The organism is Synechococcus sp. MIT S9507 (assembly GCF_047304715.1).
In the GTDB taxonomy this organism is placed as follows: domain Bacteria; phylum Cyanobacteriota; class Cyanobacteriia; order PCC-6307; family Cyanobiaceae; genus Synechococcus_C.
Genome location: NZ_CP138970.1, coordinates 850,987 through 868,214, shown reverse-complemented (window position 1 = coordinate 868,214; position 17,228 = coordinate 850,987). Strand labels below are relative to the sequence as shown.

General features: G+C 49.6%; 21 protein-coding genes and 1 tRNA gene. 5 read left to right on the top strand and 17 right to left on the bottom strand.

Annotated elements, in window-relative coordinates; all coding sequences use genetic code 11:
- Positions 1 to 20 precede the first annotated feature (20 nt).
- Complete coding sequence (locus SIB83_RS04640) at positions 21 to 650, top strand: HEAT repeat domain-containing protein (RefSeq protein WP_413746931.1); 630 nt, start codon at positions 21 to 23, stop codon at positions 648 to 650.
- A 7-nt stretch (positions 651 to 657) separates the two neighbouring features.
- Here SIB83_RS04640 and SIB83_RS04635 read toward each other — a convergent pair whose 3' ends face one another.
- The 4 genes from SIB83_RS04635 to SIB83_RS04620 all read right to left on the bottom strand — a co-directional run bounded on the left by SIB83_RS04635 (position 658) and on the right by SIB83_RS04620 (position 3,943).
- Entirely contained in the window at positions 658 to 1,551 is an 894-nt protein-coding gene (locus SIB83_RS04635) for a HEAT repeat domain-containing protein (RefSeq protein ID WP_413403828.1), read from the bottom strand.
- A gap of 120 nt (positions 1,552 to 1,671) precedes the next feature.
- The gene (locus SIB83_RS04630) at positions 1,672 to 2,553 is read right to left on the bottom strand and encodes a phycobilisome rod-core linker polypeptide (protein ID WP_413403827.1); all 882 of its coding nucleotides are present in this window, start codon (positions 2,551 to 2,553) and stop codon (positions 1,672 to 1,674) included.
- A 312-nt stretch (positions 2,554 to 2,865) separates the two neighbouring features.
- Positions 2,866 to 3,363 carry a class 2 C-phycoerythrin subunit alpha gene (gene mpeA, locus SIB83_RS04625; RefSeq protein WP_066904288.1) on the bottom strand — a complete coding sequence of 166 codons (498 nt, stop codon included), beginning with the start codon at positions 3,361 to 3,363 and terminating at the stop codon, positions 2,866 to 2,868.
- A 43-nt stretch (positions 3,364 to 3,406) separates the two neighbouring features.
- Positions 3,407 to 3,943, bottom strand: a complete 537-nt coding sequence (locus SIB83_RS04620) for a bleomycin hydrolase (protein ID WP_413403826.1) — start codon at positions 3,941 to 3,943, stop codon at positions 3,407 to 3,409.
- Positions 3,944 to 5,258: 1,315 nt separating this feature from the next.
- Between SIB83_RS04620 and SIB83_RS04615 the strand changes: the two genes are divergently transcribed.
- Genes SIB83_RS04615 through SIB83_RS04605 form a run of 3 tightly spaced genes read left to right on the top strand, consistent with a single transcriptional unit; the run spans position 5,259 to position 6,133 of the window.
- Positions 5,259 to 5,579, top strand: coding sequence for a Nif11-like leader peptide family natural product precursor (locus SIB83_RS04615; RefSeq protein WP_413403825.1), 321 nt, complete (start codon positions 5,259 to 5,261; stop codon positions 5,577 to 5,579).
- Positions 5,579 to 5,875, top strand: a complete 297-nt coding sequence (locus tag SIB83_RS04610; RefSeq protein ID WP_413746930.1) for a Nif11-like leader peptide family natural product precursor — start codon at positions 5,579 to 5,581, stop codon at positions 5,873 to 5,875. Before SIB83_RS04615 ends, SIB83_RS04610 begins: the two co-directional genes overlap by 1 nt.
- A 36-nt stretch (positions 5,876 to 5,911) precedes the next feature.
- On the top strand, positions 5,912 to 6,133 hold the full coding sequence (locus SIB83_RS04605) for a Nif11-like leader peptide family natural product precursor (protein WP_413403823.1): 222 nt from the start codon (positions 5,912 to 5,914) through the stop codon (positions 6,131 to 6,133).
- 2 nt (positions 6,134 to 6,135) lie between these two features.
- On the opposite strand, the gene SIB83_RS04600 is transcribed toward SIB83_RS04605, so the two are convergent.
- The 11 genes from SIB83_RS04600 to SIB83_RS04550 form a co-directional block, all read right to left on the bottom strand.
- Positions 6,136 to 6,441, bottom strand: coding sequence for a CpeR family transcriptional regulator (locus SIB83_RS04600; protein ID WP_413403822.1), 306 nt, complete (start codon positions 6,439 to 6,441; stop codon positions 6,136 to 6,138).
- Complete coding sequence (locus tag SIB83_RS04595; protein WP_413746929.1) at positions 6,442 to 7,056, bottom strand: chromophore lyase CpcT/CpeT; 615 nt, start codon at positions 7,054 to 7,056, stop codon at positions 6,442 to 6,444.
- A gap of 20 nt (positions 7,057 to 7,076) precedes the next feature.
- Positions 7,077 to 7,616, bottom strand: a complete 540-nt coding sequence (locus SIB83_RS04590; protein WP_413747289.1) for a phycobiliprotein lyase — start codon at positions 7,614 to 7,616, stop codon at positions 7,077 to 7,079.
- Positions 7,617 to 7,915: 299 nt separating this feature from the next.
- Positions 7,916 to 8,650, bottom strand: a complete 735-nt coding sequence (locus SIB83_RS04585) for a phycobilisome rod-core linker polypeptide (RefSeq protein ID WP_413746928.1) — start codon at positions 8,648 to 8,650, stop codon at positions 7,916 to 7,918.
- An 82-nt stretch (positions 8,651 to 8,732) separates the two neighbouring features.
- Complete coding sequence (locus SIB83_RS04580; RefSeq protein WP_413746927.1) at positions 8,733 to 10,379, bottom strand: phycobilisome rod-core linker polypeptide; 1,647 nt, start codon at positions 10,377 to 10,379, stop codon at positions 8,733 to 8,735.
- Positions 10,380 to 10,434: 55 nt separating this feature from the next.
- Positions 10,435 to 11,319 (bottom strand): phycobilisome linker polypeptide, encoded by an 885-nt coding sequence (locus tag SIB83_RS04575; RefSeq protein WP_413746926.1) that lies wholly within the window; start codon positions 11,317 to 11,319, stop codon positions 10,435 to 10,437.
- Positions 11,320 to 11,461: 142 nt separating this feature from the next.
- Positions 11,462 to 12,163 (bottom strand): pentapeptide repeat-containing protein, encoded by a 702-nt coding sequence (locus tag SIB83_RS04570; protein WP_413747288.1) that lies wholly within the window; start codon positions 12,161 to 12,163, stop codon positions 11,462 to 11,464.
- A 292-nt stretch (positions 12,164 to 12,455) separates the two neighbouring features.
- The gene (locus SIB83_RS04565; protein ID WP_413746925.1) at positions 12,456 to 13,358 is read right to left on the bottom strand and encodes a phycobilisome rod-core linker polypeptide; all 903 of its coding nucleotides are present in this window, start codon (positions 13,356 to 13,358) and stop codon (positions 12,456 to 12,458) included.
- A 310-nt stretch (positions 13,359 to 13,668) separates the two neighbouring features.
- Positions 13,669 to 14,391: a phycobilisome rod-core linker polypeptide gene (locus SIB83_RS04560; protein ID WP_413746924.1), complete on the bottom strand. Its 723-nt coding sequence runs from the start codon at positions 14,389 to 14,391 to the stop codon at positions 13,669 to 13,671.
- Between the two features lie 26 nt (positions 14,392 to 14,417).
- A complete protein-coding gene (locus SIB83_RS04555; protein ID WP_413403815.1) occupies positions 14,418 to 15,044 on the bottom strand; it encodes a phycobilisome polypeptide in 627 nt (208 codons plus the stop codon).
- Positions 15,041 to 15,487, bottom strand: coding sequence for a hypothetical protein (locus SIB83_RS04550; RefSeq protein ID WP_413746923.1), 447 nt, complete (start codon positions 15,485 to 15,487; stop codon positions 15,041 to 15,043). The genes SIB83_RS04555 and SIB83_RS04550 overlap by 4 nt, the downstream gene beginning before the upstream one ends.
- A gap of 171 nt (positions 15,488 to 15,658) precedes the next feature.
- On the opposite strand from SIB83_RS04550, the gene SIB83_RS04545 reads away from it, so the two are divergent.
- On the top strand, positions 15,659 to 16,117 hold the full coding sequence (locus SIB83_RS04545; protein WP_413746922.1) for a hypothetical protein: 459 nt from the start codon (positions 15,659 to 15,661) through the stop codon (positions 16,115 to 16,117).
- Between the two features lie 28 nt (positions 16,118 to 16,145).
- On the opposite strand, the gene SIB83_RS04540 is transcribed toward SIB83_RS04545, so the two are convergent.
- On the bottom strand, positions 16,146 to 16,514 hold the full coding sequence (locus SIB83_RS04540; RefSeq protein ID WP_413746921.1) for a hypothetical protein: 369 nt from the start codon (positions 16,512 to 16,514) through the stop codon (positions 16,146 to 16,148).
- Between the two features lie 560 nt (positions 16,515 to 17,074).
- Positions 17,075 to 17,147: transfer RNA gene (locus SIB83_RS04535), tRNA-Phe, on the bottom strand.
- Positions 17,148 to 17,228 lie beyond the last annotated feature (81 nt).

The following is a 17,228-nucleotide window of genomic DNA, read 5'->3' as shown; positions in this document are numbered from 1 at the left end:
AAAATTACAAGTGTATTTATATGGACGCCTCCGGCTACTCCATTGATTCTTTGTTTGCTGATTTACTCCACCCAAATCCCAATATTCGCTTCGCCGCATGTTCACGTTTGGCAGAGCAATTCCCCGAAGAGGCAATGCCGCGACTGTTCAAGTTGATGCACGACCCTGATCCAGGTGTATATCGCACTGCGGTTAAAGCGTTAGGGATGATTGGTCATAAGAGTGTCCCTGAGCTGATTCAACTGTTTGAATCATCCGATAACGGAACGATCAGAGCATGTTGTATCAAGGCAATCGTTCAGGTATCAGTGAGTTTTCCTGATGAAGCCTTTTCTGCTGAAACGATAACGATGTTGGAAGAAGCTCTGGATGATGTCAGTCCTGTCGTCGCTCAGTCCGCTCTGATGACTCTTGGCCACCTATCCAAACAAGCTTCAGAAGAATCTCGGGTTATTCCTTTGTTGATCAAAGCCTGCGACAACTGCAATATTGCGCATGTACAAGGTGCGACTATGTCGCTGGCCGAATTAGATTCTCCACTGGTTAATGAATGCCTGCAAAAGTTGGCTCAAGATGATTCAAAGGACAAATTAATTCGCGAAGTCGCTCAGGCAAGTCTTGAAAGACGTCAGAGCCTGGGTTTTGATTGATAAAGTCTTAACTTTTGCTTAGTACGTTAACGGCTACATTCATCACAGACCTGACCTGTTCCTCGTTTTCGGTTTTTATTGCATCTTTAATGCAATCAATAGCATCAGTTGCTTCCATTTTCATCAGAGCAAGTGCTGTATTTTTTCTGACTTGCTTAGATTGATCTTTGAGCATCCTGCACAATTGTTTGGAGACGTCTTCAGGCTCCAACGTTTTGCCTGCCATTGTGGCCGCCTCCGCCCGGACTTCGCTGGCGTCATCTGATAGTGCTTTGATCAATGCTTTTTTTGCGGAATTATTTGTTTGCGCCTGAATCTGCTCGGCTAGAACTGTGATCGCCGCTATTCGGATTTCAATATTGCTTGATTGTGTTGCTTGTTCAAATGCATCTGGTGCTTTTGAGCCAATAAAGCTGAGTGCAAGATTGACGAGCCCTACCTGAAAGGCTGTACAGCTTGGCTCTACCAGAATTTGTAGTAAATCATCGATTGCAGGCGCTCCAATCGTTGCCATGGCACCTGCCGATGATCCTTGAACAACTGGATCAGAATCTGTTCTGAATGCTTCAACCAGATTGGGTAATGCTTTTAGGCTACCAATAAGATTGAGTGTTTTTGCAGATGCGCGCCGAATGATGACATTCGGATTGTTTTGTAATGCATCGCATAAATATGGAACAGCTGCTTCACCCACATTTCCAAGGCTTTGTGCGAATGTCAGTCGTAAAGCACCGCGCTGATCACCCAGTCCAGCAATCATTTGCCTGATTGAAGTTTGATCAGAGCTTGGTGTCTCTTGATCATTCAGTTTTTGCTTCAGTACTTCAGCTAACTCAAAAGCTTCCTGTTCAGTAAGACTGTCAGGTTTGTTTATTTGCTGATTTGTTGTCGACTCATTCATGATCTTCATTCACTTGTATGTAATCTAATTGATTAACTCGAAGCTTGGTGTTGGGTATTGGCAAAAAAAAACCCATCAAAAGATGGGTTTTGAAACCTATGGATCAAACTTGCGTTTGGCTCAGAAGTGAACTCCGAAAGGTCTGAATGCCACGTAGTCGGTCATCTTCGGAGGTTGATGTCCGCTGTATTGCTGTTGTGGAAGCTTGACAGGGGTCTTCTGAACCGCGGAGTAGCTGAAGGGCTGGGGCTTGGATTCTTCTCTTGATGCAATCGCCAGGGGGTTGATCGTACGGCTGTTGCGGCCCTGGGCATTGTCGCTGACGGCAACCTTCATGCCACCCAATTCACGCATCAGATTGAAGGAACGGTTGAACATCCCTGCGTAGGAATCGTGAGCTCTTTCATAGGGCACAATGTCCGAACCAAAAACCTCGGTGTATTCAGCGGAGTCAGTCAGCTTGTCGATCAGCGCGTCAAAACCATCTTCAGCTTGCAGTTTGATATGGTTCTGCACCTCTGCCTGGTTCAGGGGAGCCCTTCCAAGCAAATGCTTGAAATTCAGCTCGATTCCGCGCTGTGCGCCCACGCTGTGAAAAAAGTTTGCCTTGTAGAAATCTGACTTTGCTAGGCCATTGACGAAATCTCTTACCGTGATTTCGCCATTCATCAATCTCACTTCCAGTGATGTCTCTCTCTGACTCTCTCTGGGATGAAGGTTTCCAAAAACCTGACGATAAGCAGCAGCAATAACGCGTTCTAGCGCTGCATTGTTGTCAGGGTTGTACTGATCAAAAACTGCTCCAAAGGGACATTCCGAGTGAAGTCGAGGACCGATTCCAATTCCCATTGCCGCACAGTGTTGCCTCTTATACTCGGCGCGTGCCCCCGCGAATGTGCGGTGAATCGTGTTCTTTCCTGCTTTGCTGGATGTGGAATAAGCAGCAGGACCGGTTCTGGTTGCTGATGTGATTGATTTCAGACTGGTTTCTGGGCCGAGCATGATGTGAATTGGGATAGGTTTGACTATTTGTCCCGAATTACCCCTGACAGTTGCTTTAAATGCTGAAGCTCAAGAGCAATCGGTTTCAAACTTTGAGGTGAACAAGAGATCGATTAACGGATTCTTGTCGCTGTCGAGATTGGTGCAATTCTTTTTTTCACGATCAGTGAAGTGACCGATTGGATGACCGTTGTTCAGCAATGGCTAAGTTTGAGCGTGAAGCTCACGTTTGAACTCAGGGTAAAAAAAAGGGTGGGCAGAAATGCCCACCCCAATCACATTGCTGAATTATTCAACAGTCGAGCTGACTGATCAACCCAGGGAGTTGATCACGTAGTCCAGCAGGTTGTTGTAGGCGGTCAGAGCCTGGGGGCTCATGTCACGGGGTGAACAACCGTCGTTGCGCATCTGGGAGAAACCAGCAACGTAGGTGCCAGCGTCGATGCTGAGGGCCTTGTAGACCTCTTTCTGACCATTGATGGCCAGCTCGTCCAGAGGGCCGGTTCCGCCGGTGACCAGGCAGTAGTTGATCAGACGCAGGTAGTGAACGAAGTCACGCTTGCACTTCTCTTTGCCTTCGGTGGCACATGCGCGGGGCTGACGGCCGGTAGCACCGTTGGGGTACTGGGCATACACAGCGTCAACAGCGCGCTGAGCAATGGCGTCGTAACCGGAAGCAAGCTTTTCAGCAGCTTCAAGACGTGCAGCTGCACGCTGGATGGAACCCTGAACGGACTCCATGTCGGAAGCAGAGGGGAAGCGGGAAGCGCTATCGGCTGCACCGACAACAGTGGTGATGACGGACTTCATGATGAAGGATGTGTGTTGTTTTGAACGGTCAAGCAGATAGGGTTCAGCTGATGGCGCTGATCACCATGTCGAAGTAGCTGCCTGCTTCAGCAGACAGGCTTGCGCAATCACCCTGGGTGACAGGCATTTTCTTGGCCTGGCTGTTGGTGTTGGTGATCAGAGCGCTGGCAGCAGCCTTCATGATCGCCACGGCGCGGGAAGCGGAGCCGGTGGGGACGCCCAGAGCGGCGTAGGTTTCACGCAGACCATTCAGGCAGCGGTCCTGCAGCACAGAAGCATCGCCGGCCAGAAGGGCGTAGCTCACATAACGGAGAACGATTTCACCGTCGCGCAGGCATGCAGCCATCTTGCGGTTGGTGTACACGCCACCGTTGGGAGCGGTCAGACCGGTGTTTTCGCAGCAGATACCTGCAACGGCATCAGAAACGATGCAAGCGGCGTTAGAAGTAATTGCATTGACAGCGTCGAGACGCTTGTTGCCATCGGAGATGAATGACTTGAGGGAGGCCAGCTCGCCTCCGCCGATGAAAGCGCCGCTGGAATCGGCCGAGACGGCCTTCCGGGAGAATGCGTCGAGCATGGGTGCTTCGGAAAGTTTTAGAGGGGGATGCAAATCCGCATCACGAATGACGTTAACCCTGCTTTCTGTTCCCCCACCAAAAGCAGATTGTCAGGACACACAAGTTTGCAAACTCAATTCCAAGGAAAAACCAAAAATTGCAACCTCCTCTTGACCGTGCCCCAGGAAGTCAAGTGCTGCAGTGGATGTGCATGTTTATGACGTCTGTTTAAGGCGCCGTTCACATTGCCTTTTCAATGCTATGAGCTTTTTCTTGACTCTTTATGAAGGTCCCTATCCGATTCGTTGCACGGTTGCGACTGCTCATGCATCTGTTGTCTTTGGCCTGGGTGATCGGGGTGGCTTAACAGTCGTGATCTTGTAGGCCAACTTGGCGTCGATGCGGCAGTAGCACGCTGAACTTTTCGTCAGTCAGTCATAGGCTGCAAAGTGATTTTTTCTTATATTGGACGATTCAGTCTTTTGCTTTTCAGCAGGGACTTGAGGGCTTTGTTGATACCGTTGGTGATCTATTGCTTTTTTTGTATCAAAGCATTGAATTTTTCGAAGGTTGGCCACCTGTTCATTGATGTGCTGATCAGGAGTGATGCAGATCTGATTTGAGCTCGACGGGAAGATTTTCAGATCTGCTGAGTCCAGTGCATTTCGTCAATCCCTGCAGGTGCTTGAACAAGATATGAACATTTTTTGTCAACAAATGCATTTCTGGTCAATTTCATGATCTGCCAGCTTCTTCACGACGGCATTCTCTTGCGGCGGCAGGCAATGATTTTCTTTCGATCAGTGATTGACCGACGGATTTCCTGGTTTGGGTTCAGAGGGAGCTGCTTCAATCCTTAATCCAGTTGGTTGATCGAGTCAGTGAAGGCTGTTGATGGTCGTTTGTCTTGAGCTTCCAAATAGACCGCAAAGGACAAGACCCATTGCAGCACGTTGTTTCAATTTGATTGCTGTCTGAAGTCTCAGCATCGATCGATGATTTTTGAGGTGTCACGAATGACCCTCTCGGGTCAATGAACTTGTTCGTTTCTGTCAGAGGCCAGAATTTCATTTTATTCTTCGACCGTTCCATTGGAAAAAACAATCTTTGCTGGTCTTTCTATTCCTCTCCAAAACTTTTTGAGTATAAAAGTATCTCTAAGGTTTGCGATCAGTCTGGCCGAGGTGTCCGATATCCCACATTAACAAGATTGTCTTGGGCTTTCAGTTTGTCTTCAGATCTTGATTTTCAATGTAAACAGATTTGGCTCCCTGCAGTGACTCCATTAAAATTTTCGTCCTATCTGGTAACATGTACCTATCCTCTATCAATCGAATGCCAGTCTCTGTTGAAGCGGAAAAAGCTTTGCCGCGTTTTGTCGAGAGATTAAGAGACGATCAGGATTTTCAGAATCAGTTGAATCAGGTGATTGATATTGAAAACCTTCGCAAAGTTGTTCAATCTGTTGATTCAACCTTAACAGGTGCTGCTTTGATACCACTCGATCAAGCTACGCGTCCTCCCAAGATTCTTGTGGATTCTGGGGTGATCAACCAAAATCTTCCCTGGAGACTTCTTCGTTGCACTGGCGGACCACTGGTTTTGCAATTAATCTGCACTAATGCCAATTTCGCGATTTGGATCGAGAGTTGCTGATGAAATCTGACGAACTCAATCGTTTTGTAGATGAAGTTATTCGTTCTCATCAGCTTGCGACCGGACTAAAACCTCTTGTCTCTCATCAAGAAATTGTTACTTATGCTCAAAGCCAGGGCTTTAATTTTAATCAAAATGAATGGAGAGCATATTATGAATGTGATTTTGCACAATTGTCTGACTCCATACAGCAAAAAGTGTTAAGTGCTCAAGCGAGTCATTGGTCTTGGGCATTTCGCCAGATTTCAGCTTGGAGAGCTATGCTGATGGAAGGTGCGGATATGAATCATTCCTGATTCTCGCCCTTTGTTCACGATATTATTGACTCAATTATGTCTGATGTTGAACAGGATCAGATTCTCGAGCAATTTATAGCTCTAGCCAAGTCAGATCAAAGCCTTCAGGACCAGATTAAATCTGCTTTGAATCAGGATCAAGTCATTGCAATTGCTGCAGAACGTGGATTTGTGATCGACCCGTTAGCAATTTTGAGAAAATGGAGTAAGCACACTGACTTCTCAAAACCAACCTGGATGGGTTGGTTTACGGAGTGATCTCAAGTATTTATTTCTGAATAACGTGTTTGTTTGGCGCCACGTTTAGCCCAGTAAGTCACTAAATTTTCTCCTCCTGGCCTTGGAACACTCGCGATTGCGCGCAGAATTTTAAAGGAACGATTTGGTCCCATAGGCCAGTTACCTACAGCTTTAATTTGCCTTACTTTTCCTCCGATTTCAACAATACACTGTTCAAATTTTTCGAGCTGAGTTTGATCAACAGTTTCAAACACAAAGTCGGTGCCTTCGCAGATCAGGTGTTGTGATCTTATCCATCCTTTAAGCTGCTTTATGCTGCTTTGCATTCACTCTTTGACTTCATTGATCCATTCTGGTGTAATCATCTCAGAAAGATCTGCGATACGTTTGAATTTAAGTGGGCCATGTTCTGAGCCCCACCGAACTTCGTTTGTTTCAGGGTCGAAGCCTCTATCACGGCTTATCCAGTTTTGCTCGTCAACTTCAACTTCACTGACAAGATACGTTAGTTTTCCGTCCCTTGGTACCAAGCATTCTTTTCCAGGTTCGACATTGCCGACGTAATGTCCAGCTGTTTTTTCTTTGAAATGCATTGCACAACCGCATCTTTTTTGTAGGCTGCTGGTATCTAAAGACTTTAGTAATTCTGGTTGTCTACCAGATCCTGCTAAACGTTCTTTATTGCTGAAGCCGAAGTTTTCTACGATAAATAAATTGTCTTTGTAAGACAAGCGATGAATTCCTTGTCTGTAGGGATCCCATGGAGAATAGTCGTAATATTGCTCAGAATAAAAGCCAGGTCCTTGAAAAACATTCCAAGCTAGTGGCCGGAATACGATATTGATACGTGCAAAGTCTTTGGGACGTTCTTGTGACTGAGCAAAATTGTCAAAGACTCCAGACAGCGTTTTTGCAAATCTGATTTTGTCTTGTAGTCTCATAAATAAACTAAAATCTTTAATTACTTAACGGAAATTTTTTTGACTTCAGATGCAAACGATGCTTGCAGTATGCCGGATCCTGCTGAGGTCTTCAGGACTGAGGAGCGGCAGCGGACATGGTCGGAAATGAACCAAATCCTTTCTTCCGCAATGGATTGATCATAGTGAGTTTCGAGAATGAACGTGCCATCATCGAGAAAGCGGTATTCTGATTCTGCTGCTATTGATTCGGCATAGCCAATGCTTCTTAATAGTTTTCCGGATTGCCCATCTTTAGGGATTGGCAAGATGATGCATGATCCACTGGAAACCTCGTTTGGATCATCAGGCTCCCAGTCACTCTCTGCACTCCATTCCATTGAAAAGGGAGAAATATAGTGACTGTCGTTTGGCAGAGACGAAGACTGTATAAGTTCTCTCAGTTGATTTGTATCATCAATGAATTCTTTGATTGATATTTCACTGAGTACGTCTTCGAATTGTTGAAATGCAAGAGAATGTCCGCTTCTCATTGAGCGCCAGTCTCCAATGCTTTGAGCAACGAACTGCTCAATATCCATCATTAATCCCTGCTTTGATTATTTAGCCCTTCGGTGTTTTTAGGTAAGTTGGCTTGCATCATGTTAACCATGGAATCCACCATCATGGACATGGCCATGGGGACCGAGGCAACAGATTTATTGAAAGCGTCTGTTTGATTCGGGTCAGACCTGGTCGTGTCTCTTAAAATTGGCATGTCAGGGAGCGTCGATGGAAAAAAGAGGCATCTGTATAGCTGATGAGATTGAATTGGCGTAATTGAACGCCAATCCAATTATCTCTGATTCAATCAGCAATCAGAGGTCAATCCCATGAAGGTTTAAGCCTTCGAAATAGAGATGATCCGGCCACCTTGAGCTTGGATGCTCCTCAGGGTTGCAGACATTGAGGTTTGGCTGACTACCGACTTCTGCATCACACGGCGATTGGCGCTGACCTGGCGACGCGTTGTCCAAAAAATTGAGATTCCATTGGCGTTACCAACACTTTTGCGATCGACGATCGCAGGTGAGTTTCCAGTTGAGAGGCTGCTCAGGAGTTTTGATCCATTGCTTGCGGCGTCATAGCCTGCGAAGCCCGCTTCAACCGCAATTCCTCGTGTGTAATTAATTGTTCGCCCACCAGTGATTGATTCGCTTGAACGATTGTGGGGAACTCTATCAATACCAAAGGCAGCGAGATACTCCTCGCTGTACGTATAACTAGCTATCTCAGCTTCATATCCTTCAGTGTTCATTCGGGTGACATGCTCCATCAGCTCTTGCTGATCATGAGGAGGTCTTCCCAGTAAATGTTTGAAATTGAGCTCTACAAACTGATAGGGACTCTTGTCTGCAAGAAATAATTTCTTATAAGTATCTGACTGTGCAAGGGCTGTCACGAACCCCTGAACCGTTAAATCGCCATTCATAAACAAGGCTTCAAGAGACTTGTTAACGTCGAGCTCCATAAGGTGACGGTTGCCGAAAACCTGTTTGTAAATGCTTTGAATCACTTCGTCAGCATGTCCCAGATCAGCATTTGCCTGGGTCGCCAGTGTGGTGGTTTCCGTCATGTCTCAGGTGATTAGGTGATGGATCATTTTTAGGCCTTTTGCTAATCAAAAGGCCTATTCAATAAACATTGATGTAAATTTCTTACATTACTTCGGTGATGGATACAATTTTCCCACCCCTTGCGTGGATGTACTTCATCTGGCTGGACATGTCCTTCCCTGATACCAGATAGGTGTTGCCTGCTGTGCGTTGTCTGGTGCGCGCAGCTTGAGCTGCCACAACAATTCTGAAGCGCTTTTTGGTTGGATCGGGTGAGCCAGATTGGGTTCCAGTTCTGTTGATTCTCGTTGTGGTGGAGCTCCAACCACCTGGAACCATTCCCGTTGCGACTGAAGTGACCAATGAAGAACTGGTCAGAACTGTGTCGCTTGCAGCGAACCCTTCGGCCAGCTTGAGGTGACGGTTGAAAGCCACCTGTGAGCGGCCGTTTTCAGAGAGAATTCGAGCGAATGGAACGGTATCTTCTCCGAAAGTGCTTTGGTATTCCTCGCAGTCAACGTAGCTGCAAATCTCAGCCTCATAACCACCTTCAGCAAGAATCCGTGTGTGCTCACTGATTTCTGCCTGGGTTTTAGGTGCACGTCCGAGGAAATGCTTGAAGTTCAGTTCGATGAAACGATAGGGGGCATTCGTTTCGAAGAAACGCTTCTTGTATTCGGCGGAAAGGCCAATGGCACGCACAAATTCGCGGGTGCTCAGATAGCCGTCAATGAATTTGCTTTCTGCCGAAACGGATCTTTCGAATTCCATGAGATGAGGGTTGCCCATCACCTGTTTGTAAGAGGCTCGAATCAGAGCATTCAGCTGATCTGCACTATCGCCAGGACAGCGTTGGAACGTTTCCTGCTCTCTTTGCCCAAGACCAAAGAACACGTAGGAGTCACCGCGCATTGGAGCGCTGTCGCTGCCGCTGGTGATTCCTGGCGCTTTGCTGGGGATTTGTCCTCTTGAGAAGGCAGAAGAAGGGCGAACACCAATTGTTTCTGAAGGACTGCTGATTCGGGGAGCAATGCCCGAGCCCATGCTGCTTGTCAGTGCGCTGCTGCTTCCTCGAGCGCTGTCACTTCCGGCAAAGCTCTTTTGCAGTGCCGCCAGCATTGGGAATGCTGATGTGGCCAGATCTGCTGGTGAACTCCAGGCCCGGGCGTAAGGGACAATGTCGCTACCGAAAACCTCGAGATATTCAGCGGAATCGATGATGCTGTCGATCAGAGCATCGTGGCCACTACCGGCCTGCAAGCTGATTTTCTGTGAAATCTCAGCCTGAGAATGGGGTGCTCGTCCCAGAAGATGCTTGAAGTTCAGCTCGATCCCGCGCTGCGGAGCAACAGCAGAGAAGAAGCGGGACTTGTAGAAGCTCGACTTCGCCAGCCCTCGGATGAAGTTTCTGACATCGAGATCACCGTTGCGAAGCTGAGCTTCCAGTTCATTGCAACGCTCGTAATCCATCACGTGTGCATTGCCGAACACCTGTCGGTAACTGGCAGCAATCACATCATCCAGCGATGCTTGATCGTCGGGGCTGTAGCACTCCGCTGTCACGCGGTGTGGACAATCCTCATGGCTGCGAGGGCCCACCCCGATCGCCATTTGATCGCAGGACTGCTTTAGGAACTCTCCGATCGTGAGTGCAGGCTTCTGAGTGTTCTGCCCTTTTCTCTGGAAACTGACTGGCTTATTCCATTTGGTTTCAGCGCCGAATCCGTTCGAAGTTTGATTGGTTGCCATGGTTCAGATCGATGAATGGGTGTTTGGTTGGGGTCGAATGTCTGTTCTGATTCGATCAGGTCACCGGAGTGATGCTTGCGATCTTTCCGCCTTCTCGATGAATCCTTTTGAACTGTTCGGAAAGCTTGTCGAATGGAACGTAAAAGACACGATTACTGCGGGTGTATCGAGAGATGCGCCGAAGATTGTTGGCGCTGTAACCAGTGACCTCCACCCGATAGGTCACCCCCTCCTCGCCTGCACCAGCGCCAAGTCGTGTCGGTGCATCCTGCAAATTGGTCGAAGGGCGGAAACTCCATCCTGTCGCCTGTGTCGATGAGGGAGGAACCACCGGAAGTGGCAGGTTTTGGTAAGCCGCACCGCCAAGCTTGCTGCGGTTGCCTGCCAGATCACCCTTCAGGCTGCTGCTGCTGTTTCCACGTAACAGCTGGAAGCTCCAGGTGAATTCCTGAAGAGTCGTGCAACATTCGGTTTTCCAACCGCGTTGATAGGGGACGGTCCACTCGCCGAATGCATTCTGGTAATCGTCTGAATCCAGAAAACTGTCGATATCTGCTTCGTATCCCTTGCTGTCGAGGCGCTCAGCATGGGTGCGCATTTCCTCGAAGTCTTCAGGAGCCCTTCCAAGAAAGTGGCGGAAAGCGAGTTCGATGTAGCGGTAACGGGCGCAGGTATCGAAAAAGCGAGTGCGATAGAGCTCGCTCTTGGCGATGCGTCGCACCAGCTCTCGCACGCTGATCTCCCCGAGCTTGAACTGGGACTCAGCAATGATTTGGCGCTCGCTTTCCATGACGTAGGCGTTGCCCAGCACTTGCTGGTACACCTTGCGGATGACCTGCTCCTTCTTGGCATCGTCGTCGCCAGGGAGCAGTTCGAGGGGTGCTTCACTCTCGTCCGAGAAGCGCTCGACCCCCAAAAGCGAGGCAGGACCGAAGGGCATGAAGGTTCTCGCGATATTCGCGGACCCATCGTCAGTCAGATCAACCGCGCGCGAGCGCGTTCTTTATAAAGCTCAATCAAATGTGTCTAAATATTGCGTGACGTGACAATTCAGTGCTCCTGGAAGGGGTCTGAAGCAGGCATCAGTTTTGGTTTGCCGAATCATTTTCAGCTATCAGCGATTCCAGGCTTGTCCGTGTTGAGCTGCGTGTTAGCGGGTTCCATTGATCAAGTTCAAGGGCTTCACGGTTCAGCAGTGACTCCAGTTGCTGGTCGAGCCCCCGGCAAAGACTGAAATCAGCTCCCCGGATGGATTCAACGCAGTCGAGAGCTGCATCCTCCAGGTCTGCGCCTCGGAAATCGGCCATATCCAGCTGACTGGTTCCAAAGCGCGTGCCTCTGCACATCGCGCCTCGCAGGTTTGCATGGCGAAGATCTGCACCAGCCATGGCCGTGCCATCGAGAATGGCTCCGCTGAGATCGGTCCCACTGAGATAGGCGCCCATCAAGACGGCTTTGCGCAGGTCAACCCCCCTTAGATCTGCGTTGTTCAGAAATGCACCATTCAGCTTTGCTCCTGGACCAACGGCTCCACTGTTCTGATGATCAAAATCCTCGGGGAACTTGGTGTTCGAGTCGTATATCGCAAGACGCAGATCTGCGCCTTCAAGGTTGCATTCGCTCAAATCAGTGCCACGCAGGTTGCAACGGCAGAGCAAAGCTCCGCTTAGATCACGTTGCCCCAAATCATGACCGCTCCAATCGGAGCCTCGAGCGTCCACTGCTGAACCCTGTGCTCCCTCCGGCGACTGAGTTTCGGGCGCTGTCCAGTTGTGAAGGTCGATGAATGGTGATGTCAGCGTACGGGCCTCCTCGTTTGTATTGTCAGGAGATTACCTCTCCCAGCAATGAATACTATTCGTGAATGAAGCAAAAGCGTGATTGTTTTTTAGGTTTAGCTGATCCTTGTTCTCCTTTTAATGCCGGCGCAGTTCGACAGCAATCATGAATAGGTGCTGATTCAAGATCTTCTTTGGCTTTTTGAAATCACTAAAAAGCACCGGCCTGACCAGGCCCGGTGCTTTGCTTTCCCACTCATTGTTGGATGTGGTGATAATGGAGCGGAAGGCTCCTTATTTATGCCCAGGTTTTTGCATTTTTAGACTGATACATTCGTTGGAATGCACCGCTGTATGGGTCTTTGACTGCCTTGGAGTAAACGAATCCACTCACGTCGTATCCGGAGCCTGATTCGGAAATCTTCCGAGCGTTGCCGAATTCCATCACCAGCTGGCTGCGCGCTTCGATCGTTGTATCCGACGCGGCGTTGGCTGGAGTCACTCTGGCGAGATTGGTGAATGTGGAGCAATAAGCTCCTGCTGCCGAAGTCCAGGCTCGGGGATAGGGAACAGTATCTGTTCCAAACACTTCAAGATATTCTCCAGAATGAGTGATCTTGTAGATCAACGCATCAAATCCTCTCTCTGCGATCAGTGCGATGGCCGCACTCACTTCAGATTGGTTGATGGGAGGTCTTCCAAGCAGATGCTTGTAGTTCAACTCAATGCCACGAATCGGTGAAACACGATGAAAATACTTTTCTTTGTAGAGATCTGACTTGGCGAGGCCAGCCACGAAATCTCTCACGCTGATGTCGCCGTTGCTGAGTTGCGATTCCAGTTCAGTGCAGCGTTGGCTGCCCATGGGGCCGAGGTTTCCGAAAACCTGCTTGTAGCTCGCTGCGATAGCTGTCTCCAAAGCCTCGCTTCCATTGGATGCGTATTGGTCATTAACACTGCTGAAAGGGCATTCGCTGTGGACCCTTGGCCCAATACCGATGCCCATGGCGGAGCAGAGATTTTCCTTGTATTGCTCTGTGGTTGACGCTGCCTGGCCCTTTCGTGCGATCAAGTTGCCTTTTTCACTTTCCTGTCGGTAGAGATTGGTCGCCGTGTTTTGAAATGTTTTCGTGGAATTACCTGTGGCGTAGGAGACGCGGTTCAGGCTCGTGAAATCACGTGTCGGCTTGATGGCGACCATTGCTGATCTCAAAGGGATATTTATGCACTGACAATAATTGCGTTTTCAGATGAGCCCCCTTAAGCCACGTGGCTTGCAACAAAATGTTTTCTCAAATTTCGTTGATTTTCTCGATCGCCATGGATCAAGGCTTAATGCTTCTTGATGAATGGTTTTGTGGGCGATTGGTCGTTATCAAATGACGCTGTTTCTCGTGTTGAATGGCTCTTTCAAGCAAAAACTTCAGTGTGTCTCACGAGTCAATCGGGACAACGACTTTTTCAGTTGTTGGTTGTGAACGGCAAGAATGTCTAGATCAAGCAAGTTTCACTCAGCGAGTGCCATACATTTCTCCGGCCACAATCAGAAGGACTCTGATCAGTTCAAAGGCGCCAATTGCAGCCAGCCCAAGCCATGCCTTCTTGGCCCACTCAGGCGTTTGGATATAAGCAGGTGCCAGAGTTTCCATTTCAATTCTGGCCTGTAGTTTCTGATCCCATTGCCGATCTCTCCAGTCGCTGCCGTAGCGAGGAAATTGCTGATAGATCGGCATCACACCTGTTGATGCTCCTGGAATGACTCTTGAACGCTGGTTTGGAACATCGTCATAGCCAAATGAATCAAGATATTCGCTGCTGTCGAGCACAGCATCAACAAAGCTGTTGAAGCCTTTCTCTGCAATCAGGATCGACCAGCTGATTCGTTCACTTTGACCATGTACTTCCCGTCCAAGGACGCGTCCGACAACCTGGTCAACGAGTCTGTAATTTGTACTGCAGGCCACGTAGCCTTCCTGGAAACGTCTTGACAGCAACAACCCGCGGATGAAGTCCCGTGTTGTGATGCTTCCATCACGGAACTGGGATTCAAGGTTCACGTCACGATCACATTTCATGGCGTGAAAGAAGATCTGCCGATAAGCCTGCTCGATCTGGAAATCTCGATCTTCGCGGCTAGGGAATGTGGCGCGATTCAGTTCTGACTTCAGGCCACCCTGATCGCCGACACGATTGTTCTGGCTTGTGAGCGGGTAGTCGAGCAGCCGAAGCGCCATCCGTAGAAATGCTCAGTCAACGATGCTCATTTTATGTCTGCTTCACTGAGGTGCTGTCGCGACCCGTCGTGTCTCTTCATCTCCTTGCGAATCATGTTGCAGAGATGGGACAAGGTGTCGCCCAATGCTTGAGCATCCGCATCAGCGCCAAGCCTGCTGTAACTCGCTACCGAATGAAGGCGCAGGCGATCGAGAGCCACCAGCAATGCAGCGACAGGCACATCGAGTTGTGCATAAAGCTCAGCCAGGTTCCTCATGCCATCCCTGTCGGTGATGTCGGTCTTGCGTAAGGCCGTTCCGTAAATGCTGACCCGCAGAAAATGAAAGCAGTCGCGCCAGCAGGCATCGGCCCGATCCTGCGGAAATAATTTCCCGCCTGGTTGGACCAGCTGCGGTTGCTCGCTCAGAAGATCCGCCCGCGCCTGGTCAACAAGATCGGGCACCTGCTGTTGCAATGCAGTCAGAGGCGCGGCTTCAAGGCCTGACCAACGACAACAGAACTGAATCTCCTCGTCGTGGAGCAGGCGCTGATTCTGATCGGCCTCATGGATCAGATCACGCAGTTCTTCTGGAAGGCTGGGATCCTCGCTGAGACCACACACCTTCGATTTCCTGGCGAGCTCTTTGATTCGTTCAGCTGAAGAGGAGCTCACGGATGAACAGTGTTGTTTCTCAACGTGACCGGAAGAATCGGGCATGCGGTCAACCAGCCGTGACGTTCGAGATAGAAAGCCCATGCGATCTCAAGTCCGACCCCCGGGCAGTGATGAGGGATGGCATCCGCGATTGGGCCACACACCCCGAGATTTTTCAGCAGTGATCCAACATCGGATGCTGATCTGACTGCCGTGCTGCGGATGGCGGCGCCAACCACCCAGGTGAGTTTGGTCGCTTCTAGGGGGCAGGCGTCGCTTTCGCAGGCAAGCAGAACATTCCCTGGTTCTGCCATGGCGGCAAAGGTGTCCTGCCAGAGCTGCAGGTCATCGGGTTTCAGATTGAGTCGAAGGATCTGATCCCCGATCGAGTGGAGCTGCTCTTTCTCGTCTCCGACCCCCTCGATCAATGACATGAGGTTGGCCTGCTGTGATCCATTCATCGCTCAAGTCCGGCCCTGGGAACTGTATCGGTACTGTTCGGAATCCCTGGTGTCGATCGGCATGGATGTCACCGGAAGCTGGATTGAGCGATGTGGGTTTGCAGTGGCAGCAAGCACTCCTGGACAACCCTTACATGATCGATACGATCAGGCCGCCAATGTTTATGACTCATGGCAGCAGCTGAATCCAAGTCGGTGATGCTCCAGCAGCTCAGTCGTCAGCTGCATGCTGTCAGTGAGATTGCCGAGTCACTCACCCTGCGATTGCTTGCACTGGAGGAGCGTTTCGAGCAGCTGCATCTGGATGCTTGGTCTGATGGAACAGACTCTGGACAGGATGAAGCCAGTCAGCAGCTGCTTGATGACAGTGGTGATCGCCTCAGGCATCTTCGCTTGTTGCTCGACGAAGATGCTCCTGAACAGGGGAGCGGACTCGTGACTGCAGCCGCCGCCGAGATGAATCTTGCCTGCGTTGATGGACAAGCCTCTGACCGTGAGGATCTCGATGAGCCTGACCTTGTGCCTTCACTGAACGAAACGGTCTATGTGGATGACCCACAGATCGATCCTGCTGATGAAGACGACAATGATCAGGACAGAGATGATCAGTTCAATCTGTTAAGTGCCTGATGCTTTCGTTCAATGACATTCAGGTCGTTCATAGCTCAAGCAGGCGCACTCTGAACCGAGCGACCTGACGAGCCTGTTCAGGCTCGGACTGCACAAAAGGGTGATCCTGCAAACACCGGATCACGGTTTCGATTTTTTCATCAACTGATTTTTCTTCAAGCTCGCCGCGCTTGAGACATTCTTTCCAGGCTGGATCGAACACCATGGCGAATCCGTCGGCGTTATTGAAGTGACGATCGTCGTGAATCGGTACTGGAATCAAGGAGCGATGCTGCAATAGGCCATAACCAATGGTTGCCCTGGAAGTGGTGAGACTGTTACACCCAAACGTTCCAACTGCTTTAGCAATGGTCAAGACATTGCCAATCGGCAAACTCATCTCCTGTTGCTCCCACACCGCGATCTGACTGATGGACTGCTTTGGCGGCAGGTCCTTCGTTGACCTGGGGTTTGGCGTAGGCATTCGAATTCTATGTCTCGCTCTCTTCACCAGAACCGAATCGCCAGCGCCGTTACCCCCCACACACACATACACACATGTTGGTGTGTGTGTTCTTTCAACAGAAATTCAGCAGTCCATCGGGCAAGCAAGGCTTTCATTACTGGCCTGTAAGAGTTGATTGCCGATGGGAGGATCAACGACGAAGCGTTTCGATCCTGCAATGGTGCCCAAAATGTGCCTTTCACAACTTTGTGTATCTCGTTGATACACAAAACTGTGGTTTCTCATTCAGGAGGGTCTGCTGGAAGCTGGATGACGCAAGCAGGGGGGAACGGGATGGTCAGGGAAGCCATCCCGTTTTTTTGTGTTCAGCCGGTGCGTTCGAGCCCTTGTGAGTTCGTTTGATATACCTCCGCCACTGGGATGCATGGCTTCTGAAGATGTCGGCCAGTAAAAAGCACCGAGCAGCTCCATTTTCAGGAACCATTCGGTGCTCTCTTAACGCTTAAGAAAGGTGCCAGGACCCAGATTTGAACTGGGGACACGGCGATTTTCAGTCGCCTGCTCTACCAACTGAGCTATCCCGGCGCGTTGTCCACGCGACATTCAAATCTTAAATCACGGGGTGGAACCCCCCCCCTTGATGTTCTGGCGAGACAGAGCACGCCC